The sequence below is a fragment of the Paenibacillus sp. J5 genome (assembly GCF_054955055.1).
The window spans coordinates 277,022-292,708 of record NZ_JBUEDD010000004.1 but is presented as its reverse complement, the minus strand read 5'-3'; the positions used below and the strand labels follow the sequence as shown (position 1 = coordinate 292,708).

Here is a 15,687-nt window from a genome sequence, read left to right as displayed (position 1 = left end):
TGGCCGTACTGTACCCGGCGACTGTCCGTCCGTCTCCGCTTCCCGCGGCGGGCGTCCTTCATGCATCCGTAATGTAGAGAGGAGAAAGACGATATGGATACGAATCAGCCTGAGCTGACGATCGTCGTTCCGGTATTTAACGAAGCAGAGCATCTGGCCGAATCACTGGTGACCATCGCAGCCTCCGCTGCCTCCATCTGTTCCCATTATGAGCTGGTCGTCATTGATGACGGTTCAGCAGATGATACCTGGGATGTGCTGGAGAAATCATCCGCGTATGTTAAGGGATTGATCGCACTGCGGCTTAGCCGCAACTTCGGCAAGGAATCAGCGCTCTGCGCCGGGCTGGAATATGCCCGGGGCAAAGCGATCATCGTCATGGATGGCGATCTGCAGCACCCCCCTCAGCTCATTCCTGAGATGGTGAGGCTATGGCGGGAGGAGCATTATGAGGTGGTCGAATGCGTCAAGACGAGCCGCGGGAGGGAGAGCTGGAACAAGCGAGCCGGCGCCTCGCTGTTCTACGGGACGCTGAATCAGCTATCCGGCTTTGACCTGAAGAACGCCTCCGACTTCAAGCTGCTTGACCAGAAGGTCATTGAAGCATGGCGGCAAATGCCGGAGCGCACGATGTTCTTCCGCGGCATGTCGGCTTGGCTCGGCTATCGACGCACGAAGCTGCCATTCGAGGTGCAGTCGCGTTCGGGCGGCGATAGCCGCTGGAGCATCCGTGCGCTCGCCAGGCTGGCGCTCGATGCCATCGTCTCGTTCTCTACCAAGCCGCTGCGGATCGTTACTTATATCGGCCTGTTATTTTTCGTCTGCTCCGTTATACTGGGTATACATACACTGGTGAACAAGCTGCAAGGCGACGCCGTCACTGGATTTACGACCGTTATTTTGCTGCAACTGATTATTGGCTCTGTGCTGATGGTATCTATCGGTGTTGTGGGAGAATATATCGGGGCCATCTACCATGAAGTCAAGGGAAGGCCGCGTTACTTGATTAGCGCCAGAAGCCAGCATACGTCCGCCTCTATCCGCTATGAGGAGAATAATCATGTCGATAGCATCTATCCTGCAGTCTCCAATCATTAAGTATGGCATTGTTGGTCTGCTCGGGACAGCGCTTCATTTTGCCTTGCTGGTGGCGCTGGTGGAATGGGGCGGCCTGCATCCCATTGTCGGTTCAGCTCTTGGCTTCATTGGCGTACTACTCGTCTCTTATGTGCTGAATGCCAAATGGACGTTCACCGATTCCACCCGTCAGTCAGCGATGAAGCAATTTGTCAAATATACGTTGGTCTCGCTCTCTGGACTCACACTCAACACATTGGTCATGTATGCTGCGATTGAATGGATGCACCTGCCTTATCTGCTCGGGCAATGCATCATTACCGTGCTTGTGCCGCTGCATAATTATGTGCTGAACCGCTACTGGACCTTTCGGCAGAATACCGAGATTCACCACAGAGCAAAAGGAGCTTGAGCATGTCAAAACGGAGTATCCTTTCATGGATAATATTTCTTATTATATTTGCCGGAGAGATTGCGCTTGGCTACTATCTCGCCTTCGTGAAAGGCTACATGCATACCGATGCCCTAAGCCGGGTTGCCAATGCCTTCTATGTGCTCTACAGCCGCGATCCGCATCTGGGGGCGATCGGCTTCATCTGGAACCCGCTGCCGAGTCTGATGGAGCTGGCGATTCTCGTCTTCTATCCGCTGTTCCCCGTACTCGCCTCTCGCGGCTTCGCCGGGGTCATCATGACCGCTCTTTTCTCCGGCTTGACCGCTGTGCTGCTGTACAAGACCGGGATTCGCTACGAGCTGTCCAGAACGATGAGCTCGATGCTCGCGCTGCTCTATTGTCTCAATCCGTTCGTATTCCTGTTCGGCGCCAACGGCCTCAGCGACGCGCCCTATATCTATTTCCTGATGTACACCATCATTGAGTTCACCTTCTGGATCAAGGAGCGCAAGACCAGCAGCCTCATCTTCAGCGGCTTCGCCCTCTCGCTCGCCTTCTGGACGCGCTATGAGGCGGTCCCCTTCGGCTTCTCCCTGGCAATTGCGATTGTGCTGGTCATTGTGTTCATCCATCATCGCAGCCAGGAGGACCCGAAGCTGAAGCCGCTGGAGAAGTACAACAAGATCGAGGCGACCTGGATTATTGTGCTGCTGCCCGCGATCTTCTCAGGATTGCTGTGGATTTTCTTCAACTATATCATTATGGGCAATCCGTTCTACTTCCTGAACTCGGAGTACTCCAACGTCGCGCAATCCGAGGTACTGCAAAATGACGAGAACTTCGTGAAGCTGTTCAACAGCCCGCTGCTCTCGCTTCTGTTCATCGCCAAGAAGACGCTCTGGTACTCGCTGCCTTTGTTCGCTGTACTGCTGATCCGGCTATTCTCCTGGCGTCTGCATAAGCCTGACCTGCTGGTGCTGCTGCTGCTGTTCGCCGCAGTGCCGGGCTTGCAGTTTCTGCTGCTGATGAAGGCATCGTCCTTCGGCTGGTTCCGCTACTTCATGTATGTATTTCCGGTTGTCGTCGCCTGGATTCCTTATGAGCTGAGCAAGCTGCGGCATGGCTGGCGGCGGCGCGCAGCGTTCTCGCTCATCATCGTCTCTATGGTGGGGACGGCTGGATTGCTGAGCTACGCCATTACCCAGCCCGACATTGCGCCGGATGAGCACAACTTCCTGACGATTGAGACCAATGAATACGCGAGGCAGCAGCGCGAGGAACGTGTCATCGCCCAGTGGATAGACGATCACTTCACCACCGAGACGATCCTGACTGACTCCTCGAATGCCTTTACGATCTTAGTGAACAGCCGTAATGCGAAGAAGTTTCTCATTACGAGCGACTATGACTTCAGGCCGGCGCTGCTTGATCCGCTGAAGTATAAGGTGGACTATATTCTCATTCCGCGGCCATTCCGTAACGGACCCAAGAGCGCCATTAATATGGCTTATCCCGACCTGTACGATAACGGCAGCGCATGGGCTACGCTGTATCACGACTTCGATAACCAATGGCGGCTGTACAAAGTTCATGAACCGAAAGCGGAGGCGGAAGTAACTGTAACTACTTCACATGAGTCAGCTTCTGCCAGATAGTCGGTTGTCGTCAAGCTGGTTTATCTGCTCTACCCACTTAGATCATGCATCATGACAAAGCAAAAGGAGCCTGAGGATGTCAAAACGGAGTATCCTTTCATGGATAATATTTCTGATCATATTTGCCGGGGAGATTGCGCTTGGTTACTATCTCGCCTTCATGAAAGGCTACATGCATACCGATGCCCTAAGCCGGGTTGCCAATGCCTTCTATGTGCTCTACAGCCGCGATCCGCATCTGGGGGCGATCAGCTTCATCTGGAACCCGCTGCCGAGTCTGATGGAGCTGGCGATTCTCGTCTTCTATCCGCTGTTCCCCGTGCTCGCCTCTCGCGGCTTCGCCGGGGTCATCATGACCGCTCTCTTCTCCGGCTTGACCGCTGTGCTGCTGTACAAGACCGGGATTCGCTACGAGCTGTCCAGGACGATGAGCTCGATGCTCGCGCTGCTCTATTGTCTCAATCCGTTCGTATTCCTGTTCGGCGCCAACGGACTCAGCGACGCGCCCTATATCTATTTCCTGATGTACACCATCATTGAGTTCACCTTCTGGATCAAGGAGCGCAAGACCAGCAGCCTCATCTTCAGCGGCTTCGCTCTCTCGCTCGCCTTCTGGACGCGCTATGAGGCGGTCCCGTTCGGCTTCTCCCTGGCGATTGCGATTGTGCTAGTCATTGTGTTCATCCATCATCGCAGCCAGGAGAAGCGACAGTTGAAGCCGCTGGAGAAGTACAACAAGATCGAGGCGACCTGGATTATTGTGCTGCTGCCCGCGATCTTCTCAGGATTGCTGTGGATTTTCTTCAACTATACCATTATGGGCAATCCATTCTACTTCCTGAACTCGGAGTACTCCAACGTCGCGCAATCCGAGGTACTGCAAAATGACGAGAACTTCGTGAAGCTGTTCAACAGCCCGCTGCTCTCGCTTCTGTTCATCGCCAAGAAGACGCTCTGGTACTCGCTGCCTTTGTTCGCTGTACTGCTGATCCGGCTATTCTCCTGGCGCCTGCATAAGCCTGATCTGCTGGTGCTGCTGCTGCTGTTCGCCGCAGTGCCGGGCTTGCAGTTTCTGCTGCTGATGAAGGCATCGTCCTTTGGCTGGTTCCGCTACTTCATGTATGTATTTCCGGTTGTCGTCGCCTGGATTCCTTATGAGCTGAGCAAGCTGCGGCATGGCTGGCGGCGGCGCGCAGCGTTCTCGCTCATCATCGTCTGCATGGCGGGAACGGCTGGATTGCTAAGCTATGCCATTACCCAGCCCGACATTGCGCCGGATGAGCACAACTTCCTGACGATTGAGACCAATGAATTCGCGAGGCAGCAGCGCGAGGAACGTGCCATTGCCCAGTGGATAGACGATCACTTCACCACCGAGACGATCCTGACCGACTCCTCGAATGCCTTTACGATCTTAGTGAACAGCACCAATGCGAAGAAGTTTCTCATTACGAGCGACTATGACTTCAGGCCGGCGCTGCTTGATCCGCTGAAGTATAAGGTGGACTATATTCTCATTCCGTCTCCTCTACGCAATGGGCCGAAGAGCACCATCAATGTGACCTATCCCGACCTGTACGATAAGGGAAGCGCATGGGCTACGCTGTATCACGACTTCGATAACCAATGGCGGCTGTACAAAGTTCATGAACCGGAACCGCAAAGAGGAGCTATCCAGTAGCACGGTATAGCATAGTATGATCGAATGCCTTGCTGTTCGCCTTCTCTCCTGATCACCAAAAAGACCAAAACCCGAAGAACGTTGTCGCATTCTTCGGGTTTTGGTCTTTTGCATTTGTGCGCGCCTGCCGTATGACATGGCTGACGCTTCTAATGCGGCAATACGTATAGCAGAATAGCAAAGAAATGGAGCACCGAGCCCCCTAGCACGAACAAGTGCCATACGGCGTGATGGTATGGAAAGCTGCGCCACATATAGAACACTGTCCCGACCGTGTACAGCAGCCCTCCGCCGATCAGCAGCTTCAATCCTCCCGGGGCAAGATTGTCCACCAGCGGACCCCAGGCAAACACGATAATCCAGCCCATCGCGATGTACAGCAGCGTGGAGGTGAACAAAAATCTGGAGGCAAAAAACGACTTGAAGACTACGCCCGCCAGCGCTACCCCCCACACGATGCCGAACAATACCCAGCCGGTCGTTCCCTGCACGACATTGAATAAGATTGGTGTATAGGTACCTGCGATAAAGATATAGATGCAGGAGTGATCCATAATTTCAAACCAATTCTTAACCTTGCCCTCTGGGAAGCTGTGCACTAGTGTCGAGGATACATACAGAAGCAGCATCGCGCTTCCGTAGATGGTAAAGCTCACAACATGCCAGGCTGTTCCCTTCATGGCGGCGAATACAATCAGCAGCACCAGTGCCGCTACGCTGAGCAGCGCTCCAATGCCATGTGTGATGGCATTGGCCACCTCTTCCCGCCGGGTATAAGTATGGGTATTCGCCATATCTCATTCCCCCTTCTATCCTGTTCCATCGGACATGACTGTGACGCCACCGTGCCGATGCTCTGTATCTGACCTATTATACGCCCATACGCTTGCGTTGGTTATTAATTTTCTTCGTATTCTGGCTCTTCATCTTCGGCTGGTTGCCTGCTGCCTGATGCTTCTTCGACTTATTCCCCTCCGCCTGCGCCTGCTTCTTCTGCGCCAGCTTCTGCTTCATCGCCTCCGCCAGTGACACCTTGCGGGGCTGAGCCTGAGTACCGTTCTCTGCCGTTTCGCCTGCCTCCGTCTGAGCACCTTCCACTGCATTAGCTTCACTCTCGTTGATTGGCTGATTGTCCGTCATGTTCATCTCACCTCGTTATAGAAGGAATTAACTTTAGTTTATCTGTTTTTGCTGCCGAATGCTACCCGTCTCTATAAACGTCAATAGCCTCGGACATACGGAAGCGGCACCACTACAGCAGCGGCACTGCCCGCAGCGTTGCCCGCCTGCTGACCATCCGCTCCCTCCAGCAATGCTAGCCGGGCGTGATCCGCCCAGTATGGGTCACGCAGCATCCCTCTGCCGACTGCAACAAGATCAGCCGCTCCCGTGGCCACCACCTGCTCTGCAAGGCGCGGGTCATCCAGCAGGCCGACCGCAATGACCGGCAGGCCGAGCGCTGCCTTCATCGACTTGGCCAGATCAACCTGATACCCCGGATAATTGCCGGGCTGCCGCAGCTTCCCGGCCGGGCCCTCTCCCCCGCTCGACACATGGAACAGATCGACCCCGGCTTCCATATAGCGTGCGGCAATCTTCAGCATATGCTCCAGCTCATAGCCGCCATCCATATATTCGACTGCCGAGACTCTCATAATGAGCGGCATGTCCTCAGGCATCACTTCCTTGGCAGCACGAATGACCTCCACGCCGAACAACGCCAGATCGCGACCATATTCATCCTCCCTGCGATTAAGCTGCGGAGAATGAAACTGATGGATCAGATAGCCGTGCGCTCCATGCAGCTCAATCGTGTCCACGCCGGCCTCCACTGCCCGCCGCACCGCATCCTTGAAGCGCTGCACCATAGCCTTCACCTCTGCGGTGGACAACGCTCTAGGCTGCCTGTAGCTGCTATCCACCGCGATCGACGATGGAGCGACAGGCTCCGGCGCATCCTGCGCCTTGCGTCCGGCATGGGCAATCTGAATGCCGACCTTGGCTCCATAGGACTGGCATTCGCGAATCACTCTGGAGAATGCCGGGATGTGCTCGTCCGACCACAAGCCCAGACAATGATCGGTAATTCGGCCATCTGGCTCCACATTGGTCATTTCCATGATGATCAAGCCGGTTCCGCCTACAGCGCGCGTGACATAATGCACGTAATGCCATTCGGTCGGCATGCCGTCGCGGGCATTGGCGGAATACTGGCACATAGGCGGCATAACGATGCGATTTTTCAGGGTCAACCCCTTGCATGTAAATGGTGAATCGAGATGGCTCATCTTATAACCTCCTATCGATCAAAATAATTAGCTTGATTATCTTCGGCTCAAACCAGAAATCAGTTCTTGACTTGGGCCGAGATGAGACGCTACGGGACAGAGGGTTCTTCCGATCGCTGTTAAAGCCCGATTCCTTTTATTTATATGAGGACTATGGTGGGAATCGGTCTTTAAAGGCGAACACTGACGTTTCTCCAGAATCCCTCCGCCCCTCCGCTAAGCTCTGTCTTCTGTCAAGCACTGATTATTAGGTTGAGCCTTATCTTCAACAAGGCCGCATTCTGAAAAAGCGCTATTTCGCGCGCGCAATCTACGTGTTACCATACGGATAGGCGCATTAAGCTCGTACAACCTACAGAGAGGAACGATACTACATGCCGACTTTACTTGTATTGCAGCAGGTTACTTTGGAAGCTCAGGAACAGATTCGCGCAGCAGCGCCAGGCTGGAGCTGTATATTTGGCAAAGCCAAGGAGCTTGATCCACAGTTATTCCGTGAGGCTGAGGTCATATGCGGCTGGAGCTCGATCGCCGCTCAAGAGACACTGGGACGCGACGTCCCGCTGCGCTGGGTGCAGAGCTGGGCAGCGGGCGTAGACAAGCTCCCGCTGGAGCTATTCCGCAAGCAGGGGATCCGGCTCACCGATGCCAGCGGCATCCATCCGGTTCCGATGTCCGAGACCGCCTTCGCTCTCATGCTGGGGCTCAACCGCAATATTCAGCAGGCGGTGCGTGATCAGAGCGCAGCCGTCTGGGGCAAGGGTGGCTCCTTCCGAGAGCTGCACGGCTCCACAGTCGGGATCATCGGTGCCGGCGAGATCGGCCGGCAGATCGCCAGGCTGTCCCGCGCATTCGGCATGACCGTGCTCGGTGTGCGGCGCAGCGGACAGCCAACGCCGGAGGTGGATGAGATGTATGGTCTGGACGAACTGGATACCGTGCTGCGGCGCAGCGATTATATCGTGAACATCCTCCCCCTTACCGCACAGACGCGGGATCTGTTCGATGAAGCAAGGTTTGGCCTCATGAAGCGCGGAGCCTGCTTCATCAACATCGGCCGCGGTGCGACCGTAGTGACCTCCGCGCTGGTGGAGGCGCTGGAGAGCGGACAGCTCGGCTCTGCGGGACTGGATGTGATCGAGCCGGAGCCGCTGCCCGAGGATCATCCGCTCTGGTCGATGGAGCAGGTTATCCTAACGCCGCATATCGGCGGTGCCAGCCCCTACTACGATGCCAGAGCGAGCCAACTGTTCATAAGCAATCTGGCGCTGTATGCCCAAGGCAAGCCGGAGCTCATGCGCAATATTGTCGATTATAACAGCGAATATTAGGAGCGGCTACTACACGCTCTGATTCGAGTACCCGACTCTTGAATCTACGATCAGCTCCAACGTCTGTCCGGCCTCGTCATAGCTATGGCGGGGTCGCTGCTTTCCGTAGAGCCACCATTTGCGAACCGCTGATGGATCGGATGGATTCTCTTCAAAATAGAACAGATTCAGATCATCAACCAGCGCGATAATCTCCTGCCCTTTCTCCTGTGGCACACCTTCCACCCGAATGCGCCATCCCTCCTCGTGCTCATCCAGTGTAAATGAAAGGCCCGCCTTCACCGTATCGAGCAGCAATCTGCCGATGACCTGCTTGATCAGCAGACGATATTGGATTGTTTCACTCATATGCCCTCTCCTCCCCTTACGTATTATGGCAGATCGATCAGCAGCAGTTGTGCTTCCTGCTCAGCATGGAGCTTCAGCTCGGACAGCTCGGTTATACGTGCGGCATCACGCCGCGCCAGTACGGTTCCGTCAGCCAGCTTCACCGAACCCTCGATAATAAACAGATAGATACGGCGCCCTTCCTTCTGCTGAAAGCTCACCTCTGCTCCCGCATCCAGCTCGGACAGGTAGAAGGTGGCATCCTGATGAATATGAGCCACTTCCCCCTCCTTGGAATGATTGGAGACGATGGGAAGGAGCTGGTTGCGCAGCTCGGCTACCGGATAGCGAGAGGTCTCATAGGAAGGCTCAAGCCCCGCACGCTCCGGTGTAATCCATACCTGCAGCAGCTCAACCGGCTGATCAGGATGGGGATTGATCTCCGAATGAATAATGCCCGTGCCAGCACTCATGCGCTGGATACCGCCGAAGCCGGTCACCGCTGTATGACCGGTGCTGTCCTCATGCTTGATCTCGCCGCGAAGCACGATCGTCACAATCTCCATCTCCCGGTGCGGATGGGCGCCAAAGCCGTGTCCCCCGGCAACAATATCATCATTAAATACGCGCAGCGCGCCAAAATGCGTATTATCCGTATCGTAATACTCCCCGAATGAAAAGCTTGGATGGCTCTTGAGCCACCCCTTATCTGCATGATGTCTGTCCTCTGCCCTATGAATCGTAATCATCTTCGTTTCCCCCGTTCCTCATCGGAATGTTAGCGCCTGGGTGCGTTCATGCTCTGCTGTACCCATTGCCAGGCACGACCAAGCGTCTTCTCCAGATTCGATTGCTGCTGCTCATCGACAAATGGCTGGTCATGGCGCAAGTAATCGGCATGACCGCCTATCAGCTCGATGCCTTCAATATGTGCGGGCGCATACTTGCTGGCATTCCACCCCGGCAGGCGGAAGCGCCCCGCTGACCAGCCTCCCCAGCTTCCCAGCCTTGTGATCGGATCCTTGGCTTTGCCGTGGTCGTCAACCGCATGAATGTAATACACATGCTGGCGAAGCTCCGGCGCTATCGGCATCTTCGGAGAGCCGATCTGAATAATCCGGCAGTTCTCCGGGCGAAGCTTCTGCTCCTTGAGCAGGATGCGAACGGCCTGATAAGCGGCAGCGCCGCCGCCGCTATGTCCGATCAGTACGAGCTGCTCCCCATCATAGCTGTTGCGGATATGATCCGCTGCGGCCCGGCCGCCCACCCGGAGCAGGCTCAACCGATGCGGCAGATCACCGGATACTTCACCCACCTGCCTCCAGACGCTGCGGCTGTGGTCGCCATAGGGATAGATGGCATCCACCCTCGCCAGCCATCCCGCCTGCCGTGCGACCGACGCCACCCAATCGCAGCAGCGCCCAAAGAACTGGGGCGCTGTCGCGATGCCGGCGAGCAGCACAATCCGCATTCTCTCAACCTGAGTTGTATTGCTGTGGCTTGCTTCCATCTCCATCCCACCCTCAAATGTTCATTGAGGATTAGTATGCGGCAGGCGGTACGGCCTCCATTCATGCCGCAGCGTCCTAATCGCACAGCAACAGATGTCTGGCGAACCGCCCCTTGCTGACCGTGCACTCCCCCAGCAGGCTCCAGCCAGCAGCGTCCAGCAGCGCTGCTACCGGTTGGGTCGCTGCTGAGATGAACAGCGAGCGGTCAGCAAGACGTCTGGCGGCAAGCAGCATCTCCAGCAGTTGCTCCCTACTAAGGCGTGAGCAATGGTTATACGGAAAATCAATGATGGCGGTATCGTAATGTCCTTGCAGGCCTCGCATATCTGCGATGCCGATACTACCAGCATAACCGAAATGAGCAAGATTTTCACGTGCGCCTCGCACAGCGAGCGGATTGAGATCAAAGCCGTCGATGCGCACTCCCATAGACAGCGCCTCGAGCAGCACGGTACCGATCCCGCAACACGGATCGACCGCAGCAATCCCCTCCGGGCGAGGGATCGCAATATTGACCGCTGCTCTGGCCATGCGGACACTCAGTGCTGTTGAATACTGCCGTGGCTTGTCCTGATGCCTCAGCCATGATGCATCCGCCTCATGCAGCGAGCCCAGCACCCACCGTCCAGCGTGCCGGGCTGCTCCAAGCCTGACGCGCGGCTCTCTCATGCTAGAGACGCCGCGGATTGCAGCGCCGAGCAGCCGTTCTACCGAGAGCCTTCCCTCATAGTCAGGCCCGTCGTTCGTCTTCAGACAGATGACCTTGAACGGCAGCTCCACTGGCGCAAGTCCAGTTGCCTGCTCGCGGAGCTCATCCAGCGTGCCTGCGCACAGCAGCACATCGAGCCGGTGCTTGAGGAACGGACTGCGATCCGGCGCTATCCTCACTGCACTTTCCACGCTGCCGCCCTGAACCTTGCCCTGCACGCCAAGCAGCTCCCGCAATTCAAGCGCACATAGCTCTTGCTCGCTCTCATGGCAGACATAGGTATACAAGCTGACGGGCTGCCCCGCTTCCATCTGCGTTATTGGCTCGCTCGCCTCCCTACTGTTGCCAACCCCATTCCACTGCTCTGTGCTCACGTTTGCTCTCCTTTTCTAATTGGCAAAGTCAAGGTGACTCTCGTTCCCTCTCCCAGCCTGCTCTCGATCGTCATCGCAGCCGATAGCCGATTTAGCCGTTTGCGGATATTTAATAGGCCGACATGGCCGCCCTGAAGCTCGTCCTTGCGAATCTGCGCCAGTCGCTGCTCATCTATGCCTGCACCGTCATCAGCGATGACAGCGATGACATGTTCATCGGACTTGCGTATGCTGATCCGTATCGAACCGCCGGCTACCGTTGGCGCAATGCCATGTCGCACCGCGTTCTCCACAATCGGCTGCAGCGTCAGCGGCGGGATCTGAGCTACGATCTGCTCATCCCAGTCCAGATCATAGTGCAGCCTGCTTCCGAACCGGACACTTTCAATATTGAGATACGCTTCGACCAGCTCCATCTCCTGACGCAGCGGCACCGAGCGCTTCGTATTGCCAAAGTCGAAGCTGTAGCGCAGATATGCCGACAAATCAAAAATAACCTGCCGTGCCTTGGCAACATCACTGTACGATAGAGACAGAATGGAATTCATCGCATTATACAAAAAGTGCGGCTTGATCTGGGCCTGCAGGAAAGCCTGCTCCATCTGGACAGCGGTCTCCATCGACTGCTTCATCGAGATGATATTGCGCACACGGCCGCGAAGCTCGCTTGCCTCAAACGGAAAGACAACGATGTCATTCACATCCGCCCGGAACGCCGCCAGCCGCTCTTGTGGCTCCAGCGGCGACACGATGAGCAGAAACGGCAGCACAGCAGATGAATAGGATCGGCGAATCTGGGCACATAGCTCGATCCCGCTCCGTCCCTCCACTAACTGGTCACATAAAATCAAGTCCGGGAGCTGCTCCTTCATCACCTGCTTTAGTGCCGCGTGCGTCGATGTGAAGTGAAGCATCTCATAGGCATGGCCGCTCAGAATCGCTGTGACGATGTCGCGATTGACCTCATCCTTTGTAATAATCATGATGCGCGCCTGTTGCTGGAACGGCTCCTCGGCTGCTGCACTCTCGTTTCTTGCCGCATGCTCATGCTCGTCCCCGAGCTCTCCATCGCCTGCGAACATCTGGGCAACCGGATGCTTGCTGCCCGTCTGGACACTTCCGAACACCAGCTCGTAGACAAGCTCCTCTGACCGCGCAGATGGGCAGGCAGAGAGCTCACCCCCGAGCTGCTGCATCCATTGGTAGGCCATAATGAGATGCATCGCTCGGGATTGGTAGGAGGCCTTCTGATGCACATCCATTCGCATCAGCCTGCCCGCTTCCTCCGCTGATAAAGCAGCGTTCGCAATGGAGATACGCAGCACAAGCTGACCATCTGTCAGACGCTCTGCGGTAGCCAGTACGACAGATCCTGGCTCTACTGAGGCGACAACCAGCTTGCGTACTACATGGCGGAAGCGGCTCTCGTCACCAAGCGCTACGTGGAAGTCCAGCTCCAGCTCCTGCCGCAGCTCCACGCCCTTGCATTCCGGCATATAGCTGAGATTGCGAAATACGCTGCGCAGACTTTCCTTCACCAGCATCGGAGAGCGCTCCGTACTCCTGGCCTCGCGCAGATCCACCCAATCCACAAGATCATGCACATGATCAAGCTGCTGAAGGATGAGCATGCGTGCATTTTCCAGCGAATTCAGCAGCTTGCCTCCAGGAGCAGTAGTCTGCTCCAGTACAAGCTCAATCAGCTTGTCTGCCTTATACAGCGGCTCCTGAAGCCGATAGGCGTTCTGGCGGATGAATACCTGCTTGGCTTCACTAACCTCCACAATTTTGCGTGAGAGCTGCTCTGTGCGCTTCGATACATTGGCAAACCTCTTGCCGATCAGCATCAACTGCAGCAGCATAAACGTAATGGCATCCCATGGCGGAAAAGCATTGTTGGAGAGCAGTCCATTAATGCTTAGCGACTGATTCACAAACAGGATAATGAAGTGCAAGGAGGTAAAGAAGCAGAGCAGCGCATTATCCCGCTTCTGATAAGCTGCCAGCCAGAATCGATAAGCACCATGACAATAGGCGATCAGCACCGGAATGCCGAATACCGCATCATACTGACTAATGATTCGATAGGGAACCACTAGCCCTATCAGCCCGATTGCAATGCAGCTATAGGTAATGATCTGCTTGAGCCGTGCTCCGCTGCGGGAAGGATACAGCTTATGGACATAGACAGATATGGTATAGGTACCAACCAGCACCGAAATAAACTGCAGCATGAGAAACAGTTGATAGGGAATGCTTGGCAGCCACTGGCCTAGCACCTTCTCGCCATGGGTCATGGCGAACAAGGACAGCGCCAGCAGATGCCCGCCGATATACAGCGGGTACTTGCGACTGGGCCACATAAAATAGAAGCAGAGAAACATAATGCCGCCAAGCAGATAGCTGAGTGTGCGGAATATATCGAAGCCGACCGTCACGAAGGAATAGTTATCCATCGCCAGCGGCGTACCCATCATAATCGGAGCTACAATGCCGCCCTTCTCGCCATAGTCCAGATTCTCGATCTGGATGACGAGTCGAACGACCTTCGAATCGACCGCAATATAGCTTCGGCTCGGATAATTCTCTGCACGAGCTTCCCCCACATCTGACAGCGTTCCACGCTGGTCAACCAGTTGGTTATTCACATAGAGCCTGTAGGCCATGCGGATCGATATGGTCTTAAGCGAGATCAACTGTTCGGCCTCTGCCAGTCGAATCTCCAGCGCGTAAGTGCCGCGTCCGAGCGAAGATCCCAGTGCTTCATCCCAGCCGCCTCCAGGTATGGTCAATGCCACAGGAGCCGCAGCATTCCAGTCCACCTGCTCCGGGGACAGGAACTGATGGGGATATAATCTCCACTCGCCCGTCAAGGGAACAACCTCCTGGTCATTCAGTGGCTCGCGCAGCTCCATCACACCATTCATGGCCTGCGGATGCTCGCTTGGGAAGGTAGGCTCAATCCAGAATTTCGTTGAATATACGAGTGTGACCAAAGAAATGAACAGGATAATAGCTGCAGCCAGCCACCATCGTCTGCGCTGATGCAAGAAGGCTGTCCATGTCATAGAACGCTTGCCCTGAACAGCCTGTCGTCGGAAGGCTTGCAAGCAGCAAGGGTCTGCAACGCAGGTTTACAATTCTTATGTATTATCGTCTTGATATAGGCGTAGGCGTGCAACAAGTGGGCCTCCTTTTTGTTCCTGCGATCCGTTTATTCTCATCATAGTACAGTTGCTTTTGTTCGACAAGCGCCAAACACAGACGGTGTGCGCTGTCTTGCTGTCGCAGAATTCCCCCTGCATCCCTGTACAAAAACTCCCTGGTTCAACAGAACCAGGGAGTAGATGTATTGCTAGAAATGGTACAGAGCCTTTATTCAGCCGGAGGCGTGAACGAACGTTGCGAAAACTCAGTATCCAGCATGAAGAAGGCGTTGCTGTCCTTGTCAATTCGCTTCAGCTTATTAATGATCGAATCAAACAAGGCTTCCTCTTCCACCTGCTCGTCAATAAACCATTTCAAAAATTGAATGGTCGCATGCTCGCGGTCGTTCATGGCCAGGTCAGATAAATGATAGATGCGCTTGGTCACTTCCAATTCGTGCTTATAGCCATGCTCGAATACTTCCAGGACGGAATTGTAGTCGTTATTCGGTGTATCCATGCCAATCAAGGTGGCGCGCTTGCCACGATTGTTCAGGAACTGATAGATTTTCATCGCATGGAAGCGTTCCTCTTCAGCCTGCACAATGAAGAAGTTGGCAAAGCCGTCGAGACTCTCGCCTGACAGGTAAGCCGCCATCGCCAGATATACATGAGAGGAATAGAACTCATAGTTCATCTGATCATTCAAGGCCTGGTGCAAAGCATCATTCATCATCAATCACTCCTGTAGGTTGCGTGGTATGTTATTGTAATATCATATAATAGTTACCCTGAATGTTCAATTTTTAATTGGGATCTTAGCCAATCAATTCCCTCAGCCGCTTGTACAGCTTCTTCGCCGAAGGCTCACATACGACCTTGGATTTGCCCACCTGCACAAAAAACTCCCTTGAGCACATTTTGCAATTGCCCAGACAGTCCTTCTTTTTGTGCTTCAGCTCTGGAAATTTGCTTTTCATGGCTTTATATACCGGCTTGGAGCCTAATTTCAGGTTTCTGCAGCAATAAGTAATCTTCTTCATCCCATATCACCGACACCTTCCAGGTTCAATCACTTCATATGATAATGGTTCTCATTATCGTATGTCAATCCTTTTTTCACCCTCGGTTCCAGAGGTGTCGTTACGTTAGTATATTCAATACGGGAGGAATCATACTTCATGGGCAACGATC

General features: G+C 54.7%; 15 protein-coding genes. 5 read left to right on the top strand and 10 right to left on the bottom strand.

Annotated features, from left to right (window positions below; translation table 11 throughout):
• Positions 1–93 precede the first annotated feature (93 nt).
• The 4 genes from ACY1JZ_RS08745 to ACY1JZ_RS08730 all read left to right on the top strand — a co-directional run bounded on the left by ACY1JZ_RS08745 (position 94) and on the right by ACY1JZ_RS08730 (position 4,807).
• Positions 94–1,098 carry a glycosyltransferase family 2 protein gene (locus ACY1JZ_RS08745; protein ID WP_270165245.1) on the top strand — a complete coding sequence of 335 codons (1,005 nt, stop codon included), beginning with the start codon at positions 94–96 and terminating at the stop codon, positions 1,096–1,098.
• Entirely contained in the window at positions 1,061–1,489 is a 429-nt protein-coding gene (locus ACY1JZ_RS08740) for a GtrA family protein (RefSeq protein WP_462628887.1), read from the top strand. Before ACY1JZ_RS08745 ends, ACY1JZ_RS08740 begins: the two co-directional genes overlap by 38 nt.
• A 2-nt stretch (positions 1,490–1,491) precedes the next feature.
• A complete protein-coding gene (locus ACY1JZ_RS08735) occupies positions 1,492–3,126 on the top strand; it encodes an ArnT family glycosyltransferase (protein WP_462628886.1) in 1,635 nt (544 codons plus the stop codon).
• Positions 3,127–3,202: 76 nt separating this feature from the next.
• Positions 3,203–4,807 (top strand): ArnT family glycosyltransferase, encoded by a 1,605-nt coding sequence (locus ACY1JZ_RS08730; RefSeq protein WP_462628885.1) that lies wholly within the window; start codon positions 3,203–3,205, stop codon positions 4,805–4,807.
• Positions 4,808–4,956: 149 nt separating this feature from the next.
• Here ACY1JZ_RS08730 and trhA read toward each other — a convergent pair whose 3' ends face one another.
• The 3 genes from trhA to ACY1JZ_RS08715 all read right to left on the bottom strand — a co-directional run bounded on the left by trhA (position 4,957) and on the right by ACY1JZ_RS08715 (position 7,095).
• Positions 4,957–5,601, bottom strand: coding sequence for a PAQR family membrane homeostasis protein TrhA (gene trhA / locus ACY1JZ_RS08725; RefSeq protein WP_462628884.1), 645 nt, complete (start codon positions 5,599–5,601; stop codon positions 4,957–4,959).
• Positions 5,602–5,677: 76 nt separating this feature from the next.
• A complete protein-coding gene (locus tag ACY1JZ_RS08720; RefSeq protein WP_462628883.1) occupies positions 5,678–5,947 on the bottom strand; it encodes a hypothetical protein in 270 nt (89 codons plus the stop codon).
• A gap of 80 nt (positions 5,948–6,027) precedes the next feature.
• Complete coding sequence (locus ACY1JZ_RS08715) at positions 6,028–7,095, bottom strand: NADH:flavin oxidoreductase/NADH oxidase (protein WP_462628882.1); 1,068 nt, start codon at positions 7,093–7,095, stop codon at positions 6,028–6,030.
• A 374-nt stretch (positions 7,096–7,469) separates the two neighbouring features.
• Here ACY1JZ_RS08715 and ACY1JZ_RS08710 point away from each other — a divergent pair, with 374 nt between their 5' ends.
• A complete protein-coding gene (locus tag ACY1JZ_RS08710; protein WP_462628881.1) occupies positions 7,470–8,426 on the top strand; it encodes a D-2-hydroxyacid dehydrogenase in 957 nt (318 codons plus the stop codon).
• A gap of 9 nt (positions 8,427–8,435) precedes the next feature.
• On the opposite strand, the gene ACY1JZ_RS08705 is transcribed toward ACY1JZ_RS08710, so the two are convergent.
• The 7 genes from ACY1JZ_RS08705 to ACY1JZ_RS08675 form a co-directional block, all read right to left on the bottom strand.
• On the bottom strand, positions 8,436–8,774 hold the full coding sequence (locus ACY1JZ_RS08705; protein ID WP_462628880.1) for a hypothetical protein: 339 nt from the start codon (positions 8,772–8,774) through the stop codon (positions 8,436–8,438).
• Positions 8,775–8,797: 23 nt separating this feature from the next.
• A complete protein-coding gene (locus ACY1JZ_RS08700) occupies positions 8,798–9,502 on the bottom strand; it encodes a pirin family protein (RefSeq protein WP_462628879.1) in 705 nt (234 codons plus the stop codon).
• Positions 9,503–9,531: 29 nt separating this feature from the next.
• The gene (locus ACY1JZ_RS08695; RefSeq protein WP_462628878.1) at positions 9,532–10,263 is read right to left on the bottom strand and encodes a hypothetical protein; all 732 of its coding nucleotides are present in this window, start codon (positions 10,261–10,263) and stop codon (positions 9,532–9,534) included.
• A 76-nt stretch (positions 10,264–10,339) separates the two neighbouring features.
• Positions 10,340–11,347, bottom strand: coding sequence for a TRM11 family SAM-dependent methyltransferase (locus tag ACY1JZ_RS08690; RefSeq protein WP_462628877.1), 1,008 nt, complete (start codon positions 11,345–11,347; stop codon positions 10,340–10,342).
• Entirely contained in the window at positions 11,344–14,415 is a 3,072-nt protein-coding gene (locus ACY1JZ_RS08685; protein ID WP_462628876.1) for a histidine kinase, read from the bottom strand. Before ACY1JZ_RS08685 ends, ACY1JZ_RS08690 begins: the two co-directional genes overlap by 4 nt.
• A 307-nt stretch (positions 14,416–14,722) precedes the next feature.
• Positions 14,723–15,226 carry a ferritin gene (locus ACY1JZ_RS08680; protein WP_270165264.1) on the bottom strand — a complete coding sequence of 168 codons (504 nt, stop codon included), beginning with the start codon at positions 15,224–15,226 and terminating at the stop codon, positions 14,723–14,725.
• 85 nt (positions 15,227–15,311) lie between these two features.
• Positions 15,312–15,536, bottom strand: a complete 225-nt coding sequence (locus ACY1JZ_RS08675) for a DUF1450 domain-containing protein (protein WP_462628875.1) — start codon at positions 15,534–15,536, stop codon at positions 15,312–15,314.
• Positions 15,537–15,687 lie beyond the last annotated feature (151 nt).